We start from the raw sequence: 21,972 nt of genomic DNA on the forward strand, positions 1-21,972 counted from the left end.
CATGGCATTACTGATCACCGACGAATGCATCAATTGCGACATCTGCGAGCCCGAGTGCCCGAATGACGCGATCTACATGGGCGCGGAAATCTACGAAATCGATCCCAACAAGTGCACCGAATGCGTGGGGCACTTTGACGAGCCGCAATGCCAGCAAGTGTGTCCCGTCAGCTGCATCCCCTTCAATCCCGCCTGGCGCGAAAGCCCGGAGCAATTGATGGCCAAGTACGAACGCCTGCAGGCGGAATTGCCAGCGGCCAAGGCCTAAGCGGCCGTCGTCCCCTCACCGCCGCTCCGCGCGGCCCTCTTTTGCCAACTGTTCTACACTGTGTGCAGACTTATCCACAGCACATGGTTTCCACGGAGGTAGAAGATGCAAATACGCACATCCCGTCTGGGCCGCTCCCTGGCTTGCGCCTGCCTGTGCGCCGCCCTGGCGCAAGCAGCGCTGGCCGTCGAGGTGGGCGGCATCAGGCTGGACGACACGGTGCAACTGGCCAGCCGCGAGTTGAAACTCAACGGCGCCGGCGTGCGCTACAAGGTCATCTTCAAGGTCTACACGATCGCCCTGTACCTGCCGGAAAAGAAAACCCAGCTGGCCGACATCCTGGCGCTCTCCGGGCCGCGCCGTCTGGAAATCGTCATGCTGCGCGATATCACTTCCGACGAACTGGGCAAGGCCTTCATGCAAGGCTTGAACCGCAGTTCCGACCAGGCCGACCGCACGCGCCTGCTGAGCCAGACGATGCAGTTCGGCGCCATGTTCGAGATGGTGCCGGGCCTGAAAAAGGGCGATATCCTCACCGTCGACTGGCTGCCGGAAGAGGGAACGTTATGCAAGCTGAACGGCAAGCAGGTGGGCAACCCCGTGCCGGACCTGGCCTTTTACAATGCGCTGCTGAAAATCTGGCTGGGCGCCCATCCGGCCGACACTCTCCTGCGCGCGCACTTGCTGGGTGAAACTGCCTGACTGACAACGCGGGCGTAAAAAAAGCCGGTGCATGCACCGGCTTATCTTTTTGCAACAGTTTATCGCCTAGGCACGCGTGGACAGGGCGCGCAGTTCGGCCGCATTGCTTGGCGACACGCCATCCATCTTGCCCAAGGTGCGCTGGAGCGCCTGCGCTTCGCGCATCTGCTGCCTGGCCAGCCGCTGTTCACGGCTCAGCTTGGGGCGCACGACCAGCACCATGGCGCGCGCAATGCCTACCAGCAAAGGCTTGAAGAGCATCACGACAGCACCCACGGCCACGCTGGCGAGGGCGATTTGCAAGACGTTCAGCAACGAGATCTCCAGCACGGGTGCGGATACTGCGTACAGGGCGGAGGCGAAGGTAGACATACTGTTCCAGTGCATTATAGAATTTGCCAGTACTATAGTGCAGTGCAACATATAAATCTAATTCCATTTCTTGATACCAATTATATGAATCATGAATGGAAAACTGTAATATTTTTTTACGAGTGAAAATATTCGTGCCCGGCGCGGTTTACACTCTTAAGTAATCAATCACCTGACTTCAACTTTTATCTTGGGCTTTCCATGAGTTTTCTGACGCTGGATCTGAACTTGCTGCGCGTTTTCGACGCCGTCATGACGGAACAAAACCTGACGCGCGCAGCCGGCCACCTGGCGATGACACAGCCGGCGGTATCGAACGCCATCAAGCGCCTGCGCGAAAGCCTCGGGGACGAATTGCTGATCCGCACGGCGTACGGCGTGAAACCCACGCCGCGCGCCGAAGCGCTGTGGCCGTCCGTGCGCTCGGCCCTGGCCAGCCTGGAAGCGGCCGTCACGCCGGAAACCTTCGATGTCTCGAAAACCCATGCCACCTTCCGCATGGCCATGGCCGATGCGACGGCCGCGTTCTGGCTGCCCTCGCTGATGCGCTCGATCGAAAGGGAAGCGCCGGGCGTGAACGTGCGCATGATGCCGCTGACCACGCGCGAACCGCGTCCGATGCTGCTGCGCGGCGACATCGACCTGGCCGTCGGCTTCTTTCCCGGCGTGGCGGCGCAATTGTCGAGCGACACCAGCTCGCCCATCCGCCATGAGCGCCTGTATTCGGGCAAGTATGTGTGCGTGATGCGGCGCGGCCATCCGCTGGCCAAGGTGGAACTGAACCTGGACAACTACTGCGCGGCAAATCACTTGCTGGTGAGCTTTTCCGGGCGCGCCCATGGCCTCGTCGACGAAGCGCTGGCGCAGATCCACCGCGAGCGGCGCATCTTGCTGACGGTGAACCAGTTCTTCACGGCCGGGCGGGTGGTGGCCAATTCCGACCTGATCACGGTCTTGCCGCGCCATCTGATCGCCTCGACGGGCATGACGGAGTCCTTGCTGTACAAGGACTTGCCGTTCACCTTGCCGGCCGTCCACCTGGACATGCTGTGGCATGAGCGCGACGCGCGCAGCCCTGCCCACAAATGGCTGCGCAACCACCTGGAAGAAATGAATACGCCGACCCTGCGCTCGGCCACGGCGGCCGGCGGCGGCGTGGCGCCCAAGCCGCATATCGAATAAGTTTGTGCCGGCCCCCAAAAAAACGCCTGATGCGATATCAGGCGTTTTTTTTATGCATGACTACTCGAGCGGTAGCCAATTCTGAAGCCGCCCCAGTGCTTGCCCTCGACGTGGATGGGCACGGATAAATCGTGCATGACTTCGCCCGTGTCGCGCTTGTACGTCTGCAACAGGAAAGGCCTGGTGTTGCTGCCGCAGCGCGCCCCCGTGCGGTCGCTGAAGATGCGCTTGGTGCGGTTGTTAATGATGTCGATATCGTAGTCGCCCGTCAGCGGCTGGGAAAACTTCTTGTTGTGAGTAGGAAAATAGCCATTGTTGTCGACGGCCCCCGCGTACGCCAGGTGCGGCATGGCGGCCAGCACGCCTTCCTGCAGGTCGGGCAAGACCTTGTCCGTGAATGCATCGAATTGCGTGTTGTGCTTGGGCGGATTGGTATTCGGTATCGGGCGGTAGTGGCGGTCGAACAGCGCTTCGCGCGTGATGCGCCCCGCAGCGATGGCTTGCTCGAACAATTTGCCGACATCGTGCGCGGCGCGCTGGGCCACGATGCGGATCTCGTCGTGCGGCGTGGCCACGCTCGATTCACCGAGCGCGCTGGCGATGACTTCCGCGCGCTCGGCCAGGGCCATGGCCGATTGCGTGGCGCGCGGCAATTCGGCATTGGTCGACAACAAGCTGTCGCGGATCTGCAGGATGGCGTCGGCAATCAGCTGCGTCGTATCGACGTGCTCGCGCGAGGCGCGGGCGATCTGGCCGATCTCGTCTTCCGACACGCCCGAGGATTCCTCGATATGGCTGAGCGAGGCATGCACGCTTTCCACGTTGCGCGCCGCTTCCGTCACGCCCGATGCCAGCGAGACCATACCGCGCGCCGCTTTTTCCGACTGTTCATTGATTTCGCGCACCATCAGGCTGATTTCATCGGACGCTTCCTTGGTGCGCTGCGCCAGTTGCCGCACTTCGCCCGCCACCACGGCAAAACCGCGGCCGTGCTCGCCCGCGCGGGCCGCTTCGATGGCGGCATTCAGCGCCAGCAGATTGGTGCGCGCGGAAATATCGGAAATGGCTTCCGTGAAGCCGGTGATGCGCCGCGATTTTTCCTGCAGGCTCAGCATGACGCTGGAGGCGCCTTGCGCTTCTTCGCGCGCGCTGTTGATGCGCCGCAATCCCTGGTCCACCTCGGCCCGCGCCGCCACGCTCTCCTCGCGCACGCCGGCGGCCACCTTGGCGGCCCGCTCCGCGTTGGCGGCAATCTTTTCGGTGGTAACGGCATTCTGTCCGGAACTGTCGGCGATCTCGCTGGCCGTCTGCACGTCCAGTTCCACCTTCTTTTTCACGGAGTCGACAAAATACGAGGTTTCCGCCGCGCCTATCATGATGGCGTCGGTGGCGCGCCCCACGGTGTCGGCAAACTGCAGCAGGCCGGATTCGCCTTGCGCGCGGCCGGCCAGCGCCAGCAGCACGGCGCCCGCCAGGGCCGACACGCCGGCAATCAGATAGGGAGGGGCGCTGCCGCCTGTCGCCAGCTGGAACAGATATACCAGGCAACAGGCCACGACCACGGCCGCCACAGTCATTACAAAGAAACGCACCAGCTGATGCTGCAACTGCTTCATTTGTCCCCCGCTGCGAGTGCCCGTCCACGCTCCCATGGAGCGCGGTGCAGCCGGATGCGGGTGGGCACGATTGCACACGTCGCAGCCTGAACGTAACGTCTGCGCGTCGTGTCAGGCGGCTGCCGGATGGCAGAATTGTAGTTCTACCCTACAACATTTGTTCCGATAGCTCAATCGGAAAATCCGGCGCGCTGCACCGAGGTCACTTAATCGGCAGTTTGGTCGTGTTTTTGACCTCTTCCATGACGGCATAAGTGTGGGTTTCCCGCACACCTTTCTGCAACAGCGTCTTGCCGAGGAATTCGCGGTAGGCGGCCATGTCCTTGACGCGCGCCTTGACCAGGTAATCGAAGCCGCCGGCCACCATATGACATTCCAGTACCTCTGGAATGATTTGTACGCTATGCTTGAAGGCGTCGAATACTTCCGGCGTCGTGCGATCGAGCACGACCTCGATGAACACCAGCAGCGACACGTCGAGCAGCTGCGGATTGAGCTGGGCCGTGTAGCCCATGATATAGCCCGATTCGTGCAGCTTGCGCACGCGCTCCAGGCAGGCGGCAGGCGACAGGTTGACGCGCGCGGCCAGTTCCACATTGCTGATGCGTCCATCGCTCTGCAATTCCATCAAGATTTTCTTACTGATCTTGTCCAGCATTACCATCACCCCCAAATTAATATTATTTGGTTAAATTGTCGCATCAAAAACTATCTATTGCTAGTCCCCTGTATTACCAGAATTAATCCATAAGAATCCCCTTTACAATCGAATCATCTTAACGTCCGACTTTCTGTATTTTTTTGCACCAAAAAAGGGCAAGAATTACCGCGAGTTTCGTCCTATTTTTCCTTGTAAAGAGCTCCTATGCACCCTGCAGGCCCCTCGGCTTTTACCCCGATTCCCTTTGCCGCGCTCCAGGCGGAAATCCTGCCCGAAGCGACACCGTCACGCGCCGCCGTCACCGCCGCCTATAGGCGCGACGAGGTTTCCGCCGTCCAATGGCTGCTGCAGCAAGTGCGTGCCAGCAGCAACGCAACGACGGCCGAGGGGCAGGCATTGGCGCACCGACTGGTGTCGGCCGTGCGCCAGAAACGCACGCGCGCCTCGGGCGTCGATGCACTGATGCATGAGTTCTCGCTGTCGTCGGAAGAAGGTGTTGCATTGATGTGTTTGGCCGAAGCGCTGTTGCGTATACCCGACAGTCAAACAGCCGATCGCCTGATCGCCGACAAAATCAGCAAGGGCGACTGGCGCAAGCACCTGGGCGAATCGCCGTCGCTGTTCGTCAACGCGGCCACCTGGGGCTTGCTGATCACGGGCAAACTGGTCAGTACCAGCAGCGAATCGGGCCTGGGCTCGGCCATGACCAAACTCATCGCCAAGGGCGGCGAACCGTTGATACGCAAGGGCGTCGACCTGGCCATGCGCATGCTGGGCAACCAGTTCGTGACGGGGCAAACCATCGAGGAAGCGCTGAAAAACAGCCGCGACAATGAAACGCGCGGCTACCGCTATTCCTACGACATGCTGGGCGAGGCGGCGCTGACGGAAAGCGACGCGGCCAATTACTATGCCTCGTACGAAACGGCGATCCACGCCATCGGCAAGGCCTCGAATGGCCGCGGCATCAAGAACGGCCCCGGCATTTCCGTGAAACTGTCGGCCCTGCACGCGCGCTACAGCCGCGCCCAGCGCGCGCGCGTGCTGGCCGAATTGCTGCCGCGCGTCAAAGCGCTGCTGCTGCTGGCAAAGCAGTACAACATCGGCTTCAACATCGATGCGGAAGAAACGGACCGCCTGGAACTGTCGCTGGACCTGATGGAAGCCCTCGCCTTTGATGCCGACCTGGCCGGCTTCGACGGCATCGGCTACGTGGTGCAGGCGTATCAGAAGCGCTGCCCGTTCGCCATCGATTACCTGATCGACCTGGCGCGCCGCAGCGGCCGCAAATTCATGGTGCGCCTGGTGAAGGGCGCGTATTGGGATGCGGAAATCAAGCGCGCGCAAGTCGATGGCCAGGAAGGCTATCCCGTCTATACGCGCAAGGTGTACACGGACGTGTCCTACCTCGTGTGCGCGCAAAAACTGCTGGCGGCAAGCAGCCTGATCTACCCCCAGTTTGCCACCCACAATGCGCAGACGCTGGCGACCATTTATACGTGGGCCAGGCGCGACGGCGTCACCGACTACGAATTCCAGTGCCTGCACGGCATGGGCGAGACCCTGTACGACCAGGTGGTCGGCCCGGCCAACCTGGACAAGCCTTGCCGCATCTACGCGCCCGTCGGCTCGCATGAAACCCTGCTGGCCTACCTGGTGCGCCGCCTGCTGGAAAACGGCGCCAACTCGTCGTTCGTCAACCAGATCGTCGACGAAAGCGTGGCCATCGATAGCCTGATCCGCGATCCGCTGGAACTGGCGCGCCTGCAGGGCGGCTTGCCGCACCCGTCGATTCCCTTGCCGCTCGATATGTTTGGCAGCGAGCGCAAGAACTCCGCCGGCCTCGACCTGTCGAATGAAGACACCTTGCGCGCGCTGGCCGCCGGCCTGGCGCAGCCGCAGCGGTGGCATGCCGCGCCGCTGATCGATGGCGCCGTCAGCCTGAACGCGCCCACGCAAACGCTGCACAATCCGGCACACAACGACGACCAGGTGGGCAAGGTCACGGAAGCGGGCCCGGCCGACGTGGAAACGGCGCTGGCCAGCGCCAGCGCGTATGCGATGGATTGGCAAACCACAGAGCCGTCGCTGCGCGCGCAGGCCCTGCAGCGCGCCGCCGACCTGTTCGAGGAACATCACATCGAACTGATGGCCCTGGCCGTGCGCGAAGCGGGCAAGTCGCTGCCGAACGCCATCGCGGAAATCCGCGAGGCCGTCGACTTCCTGCGCTATTACGCGGCGCAGGTGGAACACGCGCCGAACACCCTGGCGCTCGGTCCCGTCACCTGCATCAGCCCATGGAATTTCCCGCTGGCCATCTTCACGGGCCAGCTGGCCGCCGCCCTGGCCGCCGGCAACGTGGTGCTGGCCAAGCCGGCCGAGCAGACGCCGCTGATCGCCTGGCGCGCGGTGCAGTTGCTGCACGCGGCCGGCGTGCCGCGCGGCGCGCTGCAATTCCTTCCCGGCAGCGGCGAGGTCGTTGGCGCCGGCCTGTGCAATGACACGCGCGTGAAAGGCGTGATTTTCACGGGCTCGACGGAAGTGGCGCAATTGATCAACCGCAACCTGGCCGCGCGGGCCGTGGCCGAAGGCATCGACATTCCGCTGATCGCCGAAACGGGCGGCCAGAATGCCCTGATCGTCGATTCCTCGGCCTTGCCGGAACAGGTGGTGCAGGACGTGATGTCGTCGGCCTTTGATAGCGCCGGCCAGCGCTGCTCGGCCTTGCGCGTGCTGTTCCTGCAGGAGGAAATCGCCGACAAGACCATCAGGATGCTGAAGGGCGCGATGCAGGAATTGCGCGTTGGCAATCCTGACCGCCTGGCCACCGATATCGGCCCCGTCATCGATGCGGAAGCGCAAGGCAATCTGCTGGCGCACATCAACAAGATGAAAACCGTGGCCATCGATCATTTCTCGCTCGACTTGCCTCCCGTCAAAGGCACGTTTGTCGCCCCGACCGTGCTGGAAATCAAGTCACTGGAGCAATTGACGCAGGAAGTCTTCGGTCCCGTGCTGCACGTGATCCGCTACAAGCGGGCCGAACTGCCGCAACTGGTGCAATCGATCAATGACAGCGGTTACGGCCTGACCCTGGGCATCCACACGCGCATCGATGAAACCATCGCTTTCATCACCCAGCGCGCGCACGTGGGCAATATCTATGTCAACCGCAACATCGTCGGCGCCGTCGTCGGCGTGCAGCCGTTCGGCGGCGAAGGCAAGTCGGGCACCGGTCCGAAGGCGGGCGGGCCCTTGTACCTGAAACGCCTGCAGCGCAATGCCGCGGCCGGCACGCAGCATCAGCGCCAGGCACCGCCGGCGCTCGACGCGCTGACCGTGTGGGCGAAAATGCATGGCCACGACAAGATCGTGCAGCTGGCACAGGAATACGCGCGTACCACCTTGCTGGGCAGCACCACCGTCTTGCCGGGCCCGACGGGCGAACGCAATACCCTGAGCTTTGCGGCGCGCGGCACGATACTGTGCGCGGCGGCCACCTCCGGCACCTTGATGAACCAGCTGGCGGCGGTTTTGGCGACGGGTAACGAGGCGCTGGTGCTGGCACAATCGACCAGCCTGATTCCGGGCGACTTGCCGGCGGCGCTGAAAGACCGCATCCAGGTCGTCAGCGATATCGCGTCCGTCCAGCACGCATTCCAGATCGCCATGATCGAGCCGGCCCTCGATGGCCAGCTCAAAGCGCTGCTGGCGGCCCGTGAAGGTGCCCTGGTGGCCACCATCGCCACCACGCAGGACGATGCCATCCCCCTGTGGCGCCTGGTCGCCGAGCGGGCGCTGTGCGTGAATACGACGGCGGCCGGTGGTAACGCCAGTTTGATGATGCTCAGCGTCTAACATTTAAGCAGGTCAGCAACGCAAAAGGGCAGAACCAGTGGTTCTGCCCTTTTTTTATGCACGACGCGCCCGGAAATCAGCTTGCCAGGCGCTGGCACAGCTTTTGGACCACGCCGAACGCATACGGCGACGCGACGGATTGCACGAAACGCATGAAGTCGACGGCCGCCTCGTCATTCGCCTTGTCGGAAATGGTGCGCATGACCGTAAACGGCACACCGAGTTCAAAACACACTTGCGCGACGGCGGCGCCTTCCATTTCGACGGCCAGCAGATCCGGGATATCCGCTTTCAGCTGCTTGATATGCGCGGCGCTGCTGATGAACTGGTCGCCGCTGGCGATCAGGCCACGGTGCACTTTGGCGTGCCGCAAGCCAAATGCCGCGATATCGGCCGCCTTGAGCACGCTGGAAACATCGTCGCGCAGGAAATCTTGCGCGGCGCCAGACAATTGCGAACTGAGTTCCAGGTCCGTGGCGAAGCGCTGCAAGCCTGTCAGCGGCACCTCGAAGCGGGGAAACAGCGGGCGGGCGTCCATGTCGTGCTGGAGCAGCGATTCGGCCACCACGATGTCGCCCACTTGCACGTGCGGATCGCCACTGCCGGCCACGCCGGTGAAGACGATGTGGGTAACTCCATACTTTTCCACAAGCATGGCAGCCGTCATGGCGGCGGCAACCTTGCCCAGACGCGACAGGACGCACACAGCGTCGATATTCCACAGGGTGCCCAGGGTGTAGTCGCGCATGCCGTGCGAACGCCTCTGGGGGCCTTGCATGGCTTCTACCAGCCCCTGCTGTTCTTCGTGCAAGGCACTGATGATGCCTAAACGCATTTTTTTGTGTGAATTCATGCTGTTTTTACAGGTTTTCAGGATTGCCAGACGGTTTACATGGTGAAAACAGCCGTTCCGGCGACTTTTCCACCGTCCGCGTTTGTTTCTGTGTTTTAAATAAAGATGTATACATAAAAATAGTAATGATAGTAAACGGCCATTTTTTTGTGGATAAGTCGGTATACCGTTGAAAAATCATCGACTTAGCGCACAAAAAAGTACGCGCATAAACATTGTATCCAGACAGGACTTGTTTGGGATAAAAATCGGCTTGTGGACAAAGAAGGACTTTTCCCACATCTCATCCTGTGGATATGCAGGCACTTATCCACAGCAGCAAGCAAAAATCGCGGTTTTTCTTGCTGTCGTGGCATGTTTGACGGGGTTGGCGTGCATGAATCCCTGTCTGGCAATCAATGCTGAGCGATCACCAGCGCGGTTCTTTCGCGAACATTGGCGTCCAGCGGATTCCTGGAAGACGGTGTGGCAGTGGGTCGCGCTGTTGCCGTTGGCTTTTTTTTTGATGTTGTTTGCACGCTTTTTGGAAATATCCGCGGACTTCCGTTTTTTTTATCGGTTTACAATAGATCTATATATAAAAATAGTAGTAATAGTAAACGCGGTTTTTTCTGTGGATAAGTCGCTTTTTTTCAACAGGATCAAGCGTTTACACCAAAAATAAGACCTGCATAATCGCTGTATGGCGCGAGGAGCAAAATTGTATAAAATGCGGGCCTGCGCATAACTTCGTGTTTACTCACAAGTCATCCTGTGGATATCAAGTGACTTATCCACAATCGTCTCCCATCCCCCCATCTTTTTGACCGCATGCGCCTTGCCGGCATGGCGCCTGGTAAGGCCCGTTGACATTTCTATTTTGCAAAACGGTTTGGCAGTGCTGTGCGCGTGTCGCTGGCCGTGCCGGTTTTCGTCGCTCAGTTGTTGGCTGGATTTTTTTTGCGCATAGAAGACGCTTGCGTTTTTTTTACAGGCAGAAGGAGCTCAGGCTGTTGTCGGGCGAAGGCAGGCAAAGTGCGCGTTGTCGGGTTTACCTTAACAAGATCATATAAAAGAATAGTAATAGTAGTTAACGGTGGCATCTTCTGTGGATAAGTCCCGATTTATCCTTGTAAACAATCGCTTGGCGCACGGATAAACGCTGAGTAAGCGATGTATCCGCATGGGATGGTTTTGGGATAAAAAAATGTCGCGCAAAAAAAATTTCGTTTACTCACATATCGTACCTGTGGATATCCATACGGTTATCCACAGCTGGCAGCCCCTGTTGGGGACGCTTTCGCGCCGTGTATCAATGCGTTGACACGTGCTGTGCATGCTGGCCATGCGATTAATGTCGCCCTGGGGCGGCACTGGTGGTAATCTCGATGCGGCTCAACAGCCATGCATGCATGAACGAATACAGACTCTGGTAACGGGACGCGACGGGGAGACACGCCGCGCGACAGCTTGATGGCATACCGAAAGGAGCTTCATTGGAATCGGCAGGCGAATACGACTACATCATCGTGGGTGGCGGCACGGCAGGTTGCGTGCTGGCCAACCGGCTCACGCGGGACAAGGACGCCAGCGTCTTGCTGGTCGAGGCAGGCGGCAAGGACGATTACGTGTGGATCCACATCCCCGTCGGCTACCTGCATTGCATCGGCAATCCGCGCACGGATTGGCTGTACCAGACGGAAGCGGACGCGGGCCTGGGCGGACGCAGCCTGATTTATCCCCGTGGCAAAGTGCTCGGCGGCAGTTCATCCATCAACGGCATGATCTATATGCGCGGCCAGGCCGGCGATTACGACCACTGGGCAGACCTGACGGACGACGCTTCCTGGCGCTGGGACAAGGTCTTGCCGCTGTTTAAGCAAAGCGAGGATTATTACGGCGGCGCCTCGGAAAACCATGGCGTGGGCGGTGAATGGCGCGTGGAAAAACAGCGGCTGTCGTGGGATATCCTCAATGCCTTCCGCGACGCGGCGCAGCAGGTCGGCATTCCGAAAACCAGCGATTTCAACGGCGGCGACAACAGCGGCAGCGCGTATTTCGACGTCAACCAGCGCCGCGGCATCCGCTGGAATACCTCGAAAGCGTTTTTGAAACCGGCGTCGCGGCGGCCGAACCTGACCATCATGACCGGTTGCCACGTGGAACGCTTATTACTGGAAACGACGGAAACGGGGCCGCGCTGCACGGGCATCGTGTTCACGGGCGGTGGCACGCAGTGGCAGGCGAGGGCCAGGCGGGAAACCCTGCTGACGGCGGGTGCCATCGGTTCGCCGCAATTGCTGCAATTGTCCGGCATCGGCCCGGCCGCCTTGCTGCAGCAGCATGGCATCGTTCCCGTTGTCGACGCCGCCGGGGTGGGTGGCAATCTGCAGGACCATCTGCAGCTACGCATGGTCTTTAAAGTGCAGGGCGTCAAGACCTTGAACGTGATGGCCAGCAATATCGTTGGAAAAATGCAGATCGGCCTGCAGTACGCGCTGTTCCAGAGCGGGCCCATGTCCATGGCGCCGTCGCAGCTGGGCGCGTTCGCCAAGTCCGACCCGCAGCAAGCCACGCCCAACCTGCAATATCACGTGCAGCCGCTGTCGCTCGACAAATTCGGCGAACCGCTGCACGCGTTTCCCGCGTTTACGGCCAGCGTCTGCAATCTGCGTCCCACCTCGCGCGGCCATGTGCGGATCGCGTCGGCCGACAGTTATGCGGCGCCGAAGATCGTGCCCAATTACCTGAGTACCGGGCAGGACCGCACCGTGGCGGCCGACGCCTTGCGCCTGACGCGGGCCATCGCCGCCGCGCCGGCCCTGAAAAAATTTGCGCCGCAGGAATACAAGCCCGGCGTGCAATTCCAGAGCGAGGAAGAGCTGGCGCAGGCGGCCAGCCAGATCGGCACCACCATCTTCCACCCGGTGGGCACCTGCCGCATGGGCCTGGCCAGCGATGCAGCGAGCGTTGTCGACAGCACCTTGCGCGTGATCGGCGTGGCCGGCCTGCGCGTCGTCGACGCCTCCATCATGCCCTACATTACTTCTGGTAATACGAACTCGCCCACCGTGATGATTGCGGAAAAAGCGGCGCAAATGATACACGCGGCCTGGAAATGACGGCGTAAAAGCGCCGCTTTGCGCCATTCGGCCTGGCGCAAAATCCCCGTAGTTATACTGTATTGTGCGTTAAATTTAAGTTGTGTATTATAAAAATGACTAAGTAGTACAAAAAGTACAACTAGGAGACACGATGTCAAACGTAATCTTGGAAACAAGAAATTTGACCAAGGAATTCAAGGGCTTCACGGCAGTCAGCGATGTCAACTTGAAGGTAGAGCGGGGCCATATCCACGCCTTGATCGGTCCTAACGGCGCCGGCAAGACCACGTGTTTTAACTTGCTCACCAAATTCCTGGTCCCCACATCCGGACAGATCCTGTTCAATGGGAAAGACATCACGGCCGCCAAACCGGCCCAGATCGCGCGCATGGGCGTGATCCGTTCCTTCCAGATTTCCGCCGTCTTCCCCCATCTGTCCGTGCTGCAGAATGTGCGCATCGGTTTGCAGCGCCAGCTCGGCACCTCGTTTCACTTCTGGCAGAGCGAACGTGCCTTGAACCGGCTCAACGACCGCGCCATGGCCTTGCTGGCCGAGGTCGACCTGACGGAGTTTGCCGATACCATCACGGTCGACATGCCCTACGGGCGCAAGCGGGCGCTGGAAATCGCCACCACCCTGGCGATGGAGCCGGAAATGATGCTGCTCGACGAACCGACGCAAGGCATGGGCCACGAAGACGTGCACCGCGTCACCGAGCTGATCAAGAAGGTATCGGCCGGCCGCACGATTTTGATGGTGGAACACAATATGAGCGTGGTTTCCGGCATCTGCGACAAGATTTCCGTGCTGCAGCGCGGTGCCATGCTGGCCGAGGGCAGCTACGCGGAAGTATCGCGCAATGCGCAAGTGATGGAAGCGTACATGGGCACCACCCACGCCGAACTGGAAGGGGCGCATTGATGGCGACACAAGTGAATGGCGGCGCACCGGCGCTGGAAATTGCACAGCTGCATACCTGGTATGGCGAATCGCATATCCTGCACGACGTGAACCTGAAAGTGGAGCAGGGCGAAGTGGTGACTTTGCTGGGCCGCAATGGCGCCGGCCGCACGACGACCTTGCGCGCCATCATGGGCCTGACGGGCGCCCGCACCGGTTCCATCAAGGTCCATGGCGTGGAAGCGATCGGTTTGGCCACGCACAAGATCGCCCACCTGGGCATCGGGTATTGTCCCGAGGAGCGCGGCATTTTTTCGTCGCTGTCGACGGAGGAAAACCTGATGCTGCCGCCGACGCTGGCCAGTGGCGAGAAGGGCATGTCGGTGGACGAAATCTACGCCATGTTCCCCAACCTGCAGGAGCGCCGCCACAGCCAGGGCACGCGCTTGTCCGGCGGCGAGCAGCAGATGCTGGCCGTGGCGCGCATCCTGCGCACGGGCGCGCGATTGCTGCTGCTCGATGAAATTTCCGAAGGGCTGGCGCCCGTCATCGTGCAGGGCCTGGCGCGCATGATCACCACCCTGAAGGCGAAGGGATACACCATCGTCATGGTGGAACAGAATTTCCGGTTTGCCGCGCCGCTGGCGGACCGGTTTTATGTGATGGAGCACGGTCAGATCGTCGAGACTTTTGCTGCATCCGAACTGGAGGCCAAGATGCCCGTATTGACCGAGCTGCTTGGCGTGTAGTCCTCGTATTCGTCCTGCAATCGTTTAGCAATCGTTTGTATAGCAAACAATAATCCCCAACGGAGACACCATGAAACGTAACGCTATCGCCATTGCCACCGCAACCCTTGCACTGGGTTTTGCCGCCACCGCCCACGCCCAGGTATCGGGCGACACCATCAAGATCGGTTTTATTTCCGACATGTCCGGCGTGTATTCCGATGTCGACGGCCTCGGTGGCGCGGAAGCCATCAAGATGGCGATCGCCGATGCCGGCGTGGTTATCGCCGGCAAGAAGGTGGAATTCATTTCCGCCGACCACCAGAACAAGGCCGATATCGCCGCCTCGAAGGCGCGCGAATGGTTCGACCAGCAGGGTGTCGACATGCTGATCGGCGGCACCAATTCCGGCGCCAGCCTGGCCATGGCCAAGGTCGCGGCGGAAAAGAAGAAAATCTTCATTGCCATCGGCGCCGGTTCCTCGCGCCTGACGAACGAGGAGTGCACGCCGTACACCGTGCATTACGCGTATGACACGGTGGCGCTGGCGCGCGGCACGGGCGGCACCATCGTCAAGCAGGGCGGCAAGAACTGGTATTTCATGACGGCCGATTACGCGTTTGGCCATTCGCTGGAAAAAGACACGGCCGAAGTCGTCAAGGCGGCCGGCGGCAAGGTGCTGGGCAGCGTCAAGCATCCGCTGGGCGCCTCGGATTTCTCCTCGTTCCTGCTGCAGGCGCAGGCGGCCAAGCCGCAGATCCTGGGCCTGGCCAATGCGGGTGGCGATGCCATCAACAGCATCAAGGCGGCCAACGAGTTCGGCCTGACAAAATCGATGAAGCTGGCCGGCTTGCTGATCTTCATCAATGATATCCATTCGCTGGGCCTGAACCTGACCCAGGGCATGTACCTGACCGATGGCTGGTACTGGGACTTGAATGCGGACACGCGCGCCTGGTCGAAACGCTATTTTGCCAAGATGAAGAAGGAGCCGTCGATGCTGCAGGCGGCTGACTATTCGGCCGCCGCCAACTACCTGAAAGCCGTCAAGGCGATTGGCACGGATGATACCGATAAAGTCATGGCGTATCTGAAAAAGACCAAGATCAACGACATGTTTACCCAGAATGGCGAAGTGCGTCCCGATGGCCGCATGGTGCACGATATGTACCTGATGGAAGTCAAAAAACCGTCGGAGTCGAAGTATCCATGGGATTACTACAAGGTCGTCGCCACGGTGCCGGGCGCGCAAGCGTACGTGACCAAGGCCGAATCGAAGTGTTCGCTGTGGAAGTAAGTCTGTAGCAATCGTTGCGTCGGACCGCCGCGCCGCGCGCGCTCGGTCCGTCCTGTACGCGCTATGCGTGCGGGAGTCGCCTTGCGCCCCCGCGTCCGTCCGCGGCGGCGTGTTTCCCTTGATACCACACCGTCGTCCGGCGGTGCTTTTTATACTGTGATGCCATGGAAATTTTCGGCGTTCCATTACAAGCGATGATGAGCCAGCTGCTGCTGGGTCTCGTCAACGGCTCGTTCTATGCCATGTTGTCCCTCGGTCTGGCCGTCATCTTCGGCCTGCTCAACGTCATTAATTTCTCGCACGGCGCCATGTACATGATGGGCGCCTTCCTGGCCTGGATGGGTCTCAGTTATTTCGATATCAATTACTGGGCCATGCTGGTCATCGCCCCCGTGCTGGTGGGCCTGTTCGGCATCCTGATCGAAAAGACCATGCTGCGCTGGCTGTACAAGCTCGACCATCTGTATGGCTTGCTGCTGACCTTCGGCATCACGCTGATCGTCGAAGGCGTGTTCCGCTCGTTCTATGGCGTCTCGGGCCAGCCGTATGCGGTGCCCGAAGCGCTGGCCGGCGCCACGGACCTCGGCTTCATGATCTTGCCGAACTACCGCGCCTGGGTGGTGATCGCCTCGCTGTCGATCTGCCTGGCCACCTGGTTCGTCATCGAAAAAACCAAATTAGGGGCCTACCTGCGTGCCGGCACGGAAAATCCGAAACTGGTGGAAGCGTTCGGCATCAACGTGCCGCTGATGGTGACCCTGACCTTCGGCTTCGGCGTGGCGCTGGCCGGCTTTGCCGGCGTGCTGGCCGCACCCATCATCCAGGTTTCGCCGCTGATGGGTTCGAACCTGATCATCGTCGTCTTCGCCGTGGTGGTGATCGGCGGCATGGGGTCCATCATGGGTTCCATCCTCACGGGCCTGGCCCTGGGCGTGATCGAGGGCCTGACCCGCGTGTTCTACCCGGAAGGCTCGGCCACCGTGGTGTTCGTGGTGATGGTCATCGTGCTGCTGCTGCGTCCCGCCGGGCTGTTCGGCAAAGAAAAGTAATCCTCATCAGTCATGTATTGGAGCTACCACGATGAATAAGAATGTAGGCTACGCCATTGCCCTGTTGCTGGCGTTGGCGGCCCCGTTTTACGGCTATCCCGTCTTCCTGATGAAGTTGCTGTGCTTTGCCCTGTTTGCCTGTGCGTTTAACTTGCTGATCGGCTACACGGGCTTGCTGTCGTTCGGCCATGCGGCTTTCTTCGGCGGCGCCGGCTATGTCACCGGCTATGCGCTGCGCACCTGGGGTTGGCCGACCGAGCTCGGTTTGCTGGCGGGCGTCGCCACCGGCGCCGGCCTGGGCCTGGTCATGGGTGGCCTGGCGATCCGCCGCCAGGGCATCTATTTCACGATGATCACGCTGGCGCTGGCACAGATGGTGTACTTCCTGGCCCTGCGCCTGCCGTTCACGGGCGGCGAGGATGGCTTGCAGGGTGTTCCACGTGGAACCTTGCTGGGCATGCTAGACCTGGGCAACGACACCACCTTGTACTACTTCGTGCTGGCCATCTTCGTCGCCGGCTTCGCCCTGATCGTGCGCACCATCCACTCGCCGTTCGGACAAGTGCTCAAGGCCATCAAGGAAAACGAACCGCGCGCCATCTCGCTCGGCTATGACGTCAACAAGTACAAGCTGATGGCCATCGTGCTGTCCGCTTCGCTGGCGGCGCTGGCCGGCGCCACCAAGACCCTGGTGCTGGGCTTTGAAACCCTGACGGACGTGTATTGGGGCATGTCGGGCCTGGTCGTGCTGATGACCTTGGTGGGCGGCATGGGTACCTTGTCTGGCCCCATCCTCGGTGCCGTGCTGATCATCGCGCTGGAAAACAAGCTGGGCGACTTCGGCACCTACCTGGCCACGCACACGGGCATCGAGTGGTTCGGCACCCTGGGCGAATCGGTGGGCATCGTCACCGGCATCATCTTCGTGATCTGCGTGCTGATGTTCCGGCGCGGCATCGTCGGCGAAGCCATCGCGCGCTTCGGCGGCAGGCCAGCCAAGGCCGCTGTCTGATTTTCAAGCAACGCCGGACCGCAAGTCCGGCGTTTTTCATTTGGCGTCAAGTTTCAGTCAGTGTTACCTCAACGGAGAGAGCAACCATGCAAACGACGATCACGCGCGCGGGCGGTGGCCTGTGCACCTTGCTGGCGCTGGCAGCCTGCGGCAGCAACCATGCACCGGAAGAGCTGAACCATGTGCCCAGCTACCTGGGCAGCATCACGCGGGCCGATTATGACGGCAAGAGCAATGACCTGCTGACGGCCGGCCTGGGCAAGACGGGGCTGGCGGGCGCCACCCCCCTGTATGCGGATGCGGCCAACCCCACGCCGGCCGAACTGCGCCGCAATGCCATCCACGCCAACTACCGTGCCGTGCTCGACATCGCCGCCAACAGCGGCTACGGCACCCTGTACGGACCGAACGTGGATGCGGCCGGCAATGTGGGCAGCGGCGAGGGCCTGGTCGCGGGCAGTGAATACCTCGCCTACGCGGACGACGGCACGGGCAGGAAGAACGTCACCCTGATGGTGCAGGTGCCGGCCAGCTTCGATCCCGACCGCGCCTGCATCGTCACGGGCACGTCGAGCGGCTCGCGCGGCATCTACGGCGCCATCGGCAGCTCCGGCGAATGGGGCCTGAAAAACGGCTGCGCCGTGGCGTATGCGGACAAGGGTTCCGGCACGGGCCTGTATGTATTCGAGGATGACAGCGTCAACCTGCAAAACGGCATGCGCGCGGGCAGGGTGGCCGCCGGCAAGAACGCGCTCTTCGCGCCGGGCCTGGGCGATGCGGACCGGCTGGCCTGGGCTGCCGCCTATCCGAACCGCATCGCCTTCAAGCATGCGCATTCGCAACAGAACCCGGAAAAGGACTGGGGCAAGGTGACCTTGCAGGCGATCGAGATGGCCTATTACGTCTTGAACGAGCGCTATGGCGTGCTGGCCCGCGACGGCAGTTCGCGCATCGTGCGCCTGACGCCGAAGAACACGATCACGATCGCCTCGAGCATTTCCAACGGCGCCGGCTCGGCCCTGCTGGCGGCGGAACAGGATACGCAAGGCTTGATCAGCGGCGTGGCGGCCAGCGAGCCGCAGGTCCAGCCCCAGCCTTCGACGGCCTACCGCGTGCGCCAGGGCGGGGTGGCGGTCGCGGCGCCGGGGCGCGCGCTGTTCGACTACGCCACTTATGCGGCGCTGTACCAGCCCTGCATCGCTTCCGTGCCCGGCAATGCTGGACGCTGCACGGCCCTGGTGGCCAAGGGCCTGCTCAATGGCGCCGACCTGGCGGCGCAGCAGGCGGATGCGAAGCAGCGCCTGCAGGCCTATGGCTGGCAGGCCGATTCCGACCCGCTGCAGGCGGCGCATGCGGGCACGAATATCCTCGTGGCCGTCACCTATGCTTCGGCGTATGGCAAATTCTCCGTGACCGATAAAGTCTGCGGCTTCACGTTTGCGCAGACCGATGGCAGCGGCAATCCGATCCCGTTCACGTCGGCGCAAAAGGCGGCCAGCTTTGCCAGCCAGAGCGGCATCGTCGGCAATGTCGTGTATGAAAACAGCGTGGGCGGCGCCAAGGGCTACACTGCGGGCATCTCGCCGTCGAGCAGCCTGGTGGACCAGTCGCTCGATGGCTTCCTGTGCCTGCGCAGCCTGGCGACGGGAATGGACGCCGTCAGCGGCGCTCCCCTGCAAGGCACGCTGGCCGCACAAAGCGCGCGCGTGCGTGCCGGGATCGCCGAGGTGCAGGCAACAGGCAAACTCAACGGTAAGCCGGCCATCATCGTGCATGGCCGCAGCGATACCCTGATTCCCGTCAACCATGCCGCGCGCGCCTACGTGGGCTTGAACGCCGTGGCCGAAGCTGGCAATGGCAAGTTGCGCTATATCGAAGTGACGAATGCCAACCACTTCGATTCCTTCAGCAATGCCTTGCCCACCTTGATCGTGCCGCTGCACGTGTATCTGAACCGCGCGCTTGACGCCATGTATGCGCACTTGAAAGCGGGGCAGGCACTGCCGCCCTCGCAGGTGGTGCGCACGGTGACGCGGGCCGATGCCTCGACCTTGATCACGAATGCCAACGTGCCGGCGATTGCGGCAACGCCGGCGGCCGGCAATGTGATCAGCGTGACGGGCAGCGTGGTCGATGTGCCCAACTGAGTGTCAGAGCGCGGCCGCGTAGATCGCCCGCGCATCCCCGCGCGTGACAGGCCGGGGATTGTTGCCCAGCAAGCGAGTCTGCAGCATGGCGTCGTCGGCCAGGCGGTCCAGGTCGGAGGCGGCGATGCCCACTTCGCGCAGGGTGCGCGCGATGCCCGTGGCCTGGGCAAGCTCCTGCATCGCGTCGATCAGGGCCACGGCCCGCGCTTCCTCGCTGCCGGTGATGCCGGGTTGCAAGACGGCAGCCAGTTGCGCATACAGTGGCGCCGCATGGGATAAATTAAAACGCAGCACGTGCGGCAGCACCAGCGCATTCGACAGGCCATGTGGCACGTGGAACAGGCCGCCGATGGGATAGGCGAGCGCGTGCACGGCGGCCACGGGCGCATTGGCAAACGCCTGGCCGGCCAGCATGGCGCCGAGCAGCATGGCTTGCCGCGCCGGCAAGTTGCTGCCGTCGCGGCAGGCGGTGACGAGATTGGCATGCAGCAGCGACAGTGCCTGCGTGGCCAGCATGTCGGACAGGGGATTTTTCAGCAGGCGGCTGGTGTAGGCTTCGATGGCATGGACCATGGCATCGATGCCGGTGGCGGCCGTGATCGCGGGCGGCAAGCCCAGGGTCAGGCTGGCGTCGAGGATGGCCAGGTCCGCATACAGTGGCGGCGCGACCACGCCCATCTTGCTGGTGGCACCCGTCGTGACGATGGCGATGTGCGTCACTTCCGAGCCCGTGCCGGCCGTGGTCGGCAATTGCACCAGGGGCAGGCGCTGGCCGTGGACATTGCCGATGCCATACAGTTGGGCCAGTTCCTGGTGCCCGGGCGCCAGCACGGCGATCAGCTTGGCCACGTCCAGCGAGCTGCCGCCGCCGAGGCCGATAATCAGTTCCACGTGAAACATCTGGGCCTGGGCCACGCCGGCCAGCACGACGGTTTCGGGTGGATCGGCTTGCACGTCGGAAAAGACGTGGACCTCGATGCCCGTCGCTTGCAAGCTGTGCAGCGAGGCATCGGCCAGGCCCGTGCGCAAGAAACCCGCGTCGGTGACGAGCAGGGCCCGGCGCACCGTGGGGAAGTGATGGGCGATATGCGCGCCCAGCTGGGCGGCGGCGCCCGGTTCAACGATCAGATGCGGCACGGTGCGGAACTGGAAGGCGGACATGCGGACTCCTGACGGGAACGGATGACAGCAAGCTTACTCCGCTTTCCCGCCGCGCGCCTGTTTCACGTGGAACCAGAAGCGGGGCTTACTCCCACTCCAGCGCGCCGCGTTTCCACTCATACGCCAGGCCGATGGCCAGCACGCCCAGAAAACCCATGACGGCCCAGAAGCCGGGCAAGCCCAGTTCCTTGACATTGGCCGCCCACGGCATCAGGAAGATCACCTCGATATCGAACAGGATGAACAGGATGGCGACCAGGTAGAAACGGATGTCGAACTTCATGCGCGCATCGCCGAACGCTTCGAAGCCGCATTCGTACTGGGACAGTTTTTGTGGATCGGGTTTGTGCGGACCCAGCACGCGCCCCAGCAGCATGGGCACGATGCCGACCAGGATGCCGATCAGAATGAACAGCAGGACGGGGAAATAGTGTTCGAGGAGCATGGGGATTCCTCTCAGTGGCTGGACGACAGTTTCATCAGCACGATGCCGCACACGATGAGGACGGCGGCGCACACGCGCATGGTGTTGACTTGCTCGCCCAGAAAAACGATGCCAACGATAAAGGCGCCGACGGCACCGATGCCGGTCCAGATCGTATAGGCCGTGCCCAGGGGCAGGGTACGCATGGCCAGCGACAGCAAGCCGAAGCTGGCGATCATCATGACGACGGTGACAACGGAGGGAGTGAGTTTGCTGAAACCCGCGGAGAGTTTCATCGAATATGCCCACACGACTTCAAGCATGCCGGCAACAATTAAAAGTATCCAGGCCATGGCGGCTCCTTATACAGAGCGGGCCGTCCCGGTGTGTGCCCATGATGGGGGAGGCCGTCCTCCTGGATGATCGTCGCCATGGCCACGGGCGTGATCACGGATGCGGACGATGCGGCAATTGTAGCAAAGATCAGCAGGCGTTGCAGCGCCATCCCGGTCCCGCTGCGTGTTCCACGTGAAACAGAAACAGCCATGGCGGCACTCTTGCTGAGTAAAAATTAAGCAAAAATTGGCCCGTGGAAGGTTGCGCTCGCAAAAAGACTCTATAATCGGAGCTCTCTTCCCGCATTTTTACTTGCACTGTT

General features: G+C 61.4%; 18 protein-coding genes. 11 read left to right on the forward strand and 7 right to left on the reverse strand.

Going from position 1 to position 21,972, the window contains the following annotated elements:
- The first annotated feature begins 1 nt into the window (after position 1).
- Together AC3RCJ_RS01690 and AC3RCJ_RS01695 are read left to right on the forward strand one after the other, a co-directional pair.
- Complete coding sequence (locus tag AC3RCJ_RS01690) at positions 2-268, forward strand: YfhL family 4Fe-4S dicluster ferredoxin (protein WP_077398358.1); 267 nt, start codon at positions 2-4, stop codon at positions 266-268.
- A gap of 105 nt (positions 269-373) precedes the next feature.
- Positions 374-970, forward strand: a complete 597-nt coding sequence (locus tag AC3RCJ_RS01695; protein ID WP_492957556.1) for a chalcone isomerase family protein — start codon at positions 374-376, stop codon at positions 968-970.
- Positions 971-1,036: 66 nt separating this feature from the next.
- On the opposite strand, the gene AC3RCJ_RS01700 is transcribed toward AC3RCJ_RS01695, so the two are convergent.
- Positions 1,037-1,342 (reverse strand): hypothetical protein, encoded by a 306-nt coding sequence (locus AC3RCJ_RS01700; RefSeq protein WP_492957558.1) that lies wholly within the window; start codon positions 1,340-1,342, stop codon positions 1,037-1,039.
- 201 nt (positions 1,343-1,543) lie between these two features.
- Between AC3RCJ_RS01700 and AC3RCJ_RS01705 the strand changes: the two genes are divergently transcribed.
- Positions 1,544-2,524, forward strand: a complete 981-nt coding sequence (locus tag AC3RCJ_RS01705) for a LysR family transcriptional regulator (RefSeq protein WP_071325928.1) — start codon at positions 1,544-1,546, stop codon at positions 2,522-2,524.
- A 50-nt stretch (positions 2,525-2,574) separates the two neighbouring features.
- Here AC3RCJ_RS01705 and AC3RCJ_RS01710 read toward each other — a convergent pair whose 3' ends face one another.
- Both AC3RCJ_RS01710 and AC3RCJ_RS01715 read right to left on the reverse strand, forming a co-directional pair.
- On the reverse strand, positions 2,575-4,140 hold the full coding sequence (locus tag AC3RCJ_RS01710) for a methyl-accepting chemotaxis protein (RefSeq protein ID WP_492957560.1): 1,566 nt from the start codon (positions 4,138-4,140) through the stop codon (positions 2,575-2,577).
- 202 nt (positions 4,141-4,342) lie between these two features.
- A complete protein-coding gene (locus AC3RCJ_RS01715; RefSeq protein WP_010393827.1) occupies positions 4,343-4,798 on the reverse strand; it encodes an Lrp/AsnC ligand binding domain-containing protein in 456 nt (151 codons plus the stop codon).
- 207 nt (positions 4,799-5,005) lie between these two features.
- Here AC3RCJ_RS01715 and putA point away from each other — a divergent pair, with 207 nt between their 5' ends.
- Entirely contained in the window at positions 5,006-8,659 is a 3,654-nt protein-coding gene (gene putA, locus AC3RCJ_RS01720; protein WP_492957563.1) for a trifunctional transcriptional regulator/proline dehydrogenase/L-glutamate gamma-semialdehyde dehydrogenase, read from the forward strand.
- Positions 8,660-8,735: 76 nt separating this feature from the next.
- Here putA and AC3RCJ_RS01725 read toward each other — a convergent pair whose 3' ends face one another.
- Positions 8,736-9,494 (reverse strand): 5'-methylthioadenosine/adenosylhomocysteine nucleosidase, encoded by a 759-nt coding sequence (locus AC3RCJ_RS01725; protein ID WP_492957565.1) that lies wholly within the window; start codon positions 9,492-9,494, stop codon positions 8,736-8,738.
- A gap of 1,493 nt (positions 9,495-10,987) precedes the next feature.
- Here AC3RCJ_RS01725 and AC3RCJ_RS01730 point away from each other — a divergent pair.
- From AC3RCJ_RS01730 to AC3RCJ_RS01760, 7 genes are all read left to right on the forward strand, one after another.
- Positions 10,988-12,613 carry a GMC family oxidoreductase gene (locus tag AC3RCJ_RS01730; RefSeq protein ID WP_492957567.1) on the forward strand — a complete coding sequence of 542 codons (1,626 nt, stop codon included), beginning with the start codon at positions 10,988-10,990 and terminating at the stop codon, positions 12,611-12,613.
- A gap of 133 nt (positions 12,614-12,746) precedes the next feature.
- Positions 12,747-13,517 carry an ABC transporter ATP-binding protein gene (locus AC3RCJ_RS01735; protein ID WP_492957569.1) on the forward strand — a complete coding sequence of 257 codons (771 nt, stop codon included), beginning with the start codon at positions 12,747-12,749 and terminating at the stop codon, positions 13,515-13,517.
- Positions 13,517-14,245, forward strand: a complete 729-nt coding sequence (locus AC3RCJ_RS01740; protein ID WP_492957571.1) for an ABC transporter ATP-binding protein — start codon at positions 13,517-13,519, stop codon at positions 14,243-14,245. Before AC3RCJ_RS01735 ends, AC3RCJ_RS01740 begins: the two co-directional genes overlap by 1 nt.
- Positions 14,246-14,315: 70 nt before the next feature.
- Positions 14,316-15,521, forward strand: a complete 1,206-nt coding sequence (locus tag AC3RCJ_RS01745) for an ABC transporter substrate-binding protein (protein ID WP_492957573.1) — start codon at positions 14,316-14,318, stop codon at positions 15,519-15,521.
- A 164-nt stretch (positions 15,522-15,685) separates the two neighbouring features.
- Complete coding sequence (locus AC3RCJ_RS01750) at positions 15,686-16,570, forward strand: branched-chain amino acid ABC transporter permease (RefSeq protein ID WP_492957575.1); 885 nt, start codon at positions 15,686-15,688, stop codon at positions 16,568-16,570.
- 31 nt (positions 16,571-16,601) lie between these two features.
- Positions 16,602-17,582, forward strand: coding sequence for a branched-chain amino acid ABC transporter permease (locus tag AC3RCJ_RS01755; RefSeq protein ID WP_492957577.1), 981 nt, complete (start codon positions 16,602-16,604; stop codon positions 17,580-17,582).
- An 86-nt stretch (positions 17,583-17,668) separates the two neighbouring features.
- Positions 17,669-19,729, forward strand: a complete 2,061-nt coding sequence (locus AC3RCJ_RS01760) for a 3-hydroxybutyrate oligomer hydrolase family protein (RefSeq protein ID WP_492957579.1) — start codon at positions 17,669-17,671, stop codon at positions 19,727-19,729.
- A 3-nt stretch (positions 19,730-19,732) separates the two neighbouring features.
- Here the strand turns inward: AC3RCJ_RS01760 and AC3RCJ_RS01765 are convergent, their stop codons facing one another.
- The 3 genes from AC3RCJ_RS01765 to sugE form a co-directional block, all read right to left on the reverse strand.
- On the reverse strand, positions 19,733-20,890 hold the full coding sequence (locus AC3RCJ_RS01765) for an iron-containing alcohol dehydrogenase (RefSeq protein ID WP_492957581.1): 1,158 nt from the start codon (positions 20,888-20,890) through the stop codon (positions 19,733-19,735).
- An 85-nt stretch (positions 20,891-20,975) separates the two neighbouring features.
- Complete coding sequence (locus AC3RCJ_RS01770; RefSeq protein WP_492957583.1) at positions 20,976-21,335, reverse strand: NADH-quinone oxidoreductase subunit A; 360 nt, start codon at positions 21,333-21,335, stop codon at positions 20,976-20,978.
- A gap of 11 nt (positions 21,336-21,346) precedes the next feature.
- Positions 21,347-21,667, reverse strand: coding sequence for a quaternary ammonium compound efflux SMR transporter SugE (gene sugE, locus AC3RCJ_RS01775; RefSeq protein ID WP_492957585.1), 321 nt, complete (start codon positions 21,665-21,667; stop codon positions 21,347-21,349).
- Between the last annotated feature and the right edge of the window lie 305 nt (positions 21,668-21,972).

Source organism: Janthinobacterium sp. GW822-FHT07H11, assembly GCF_058798615.1.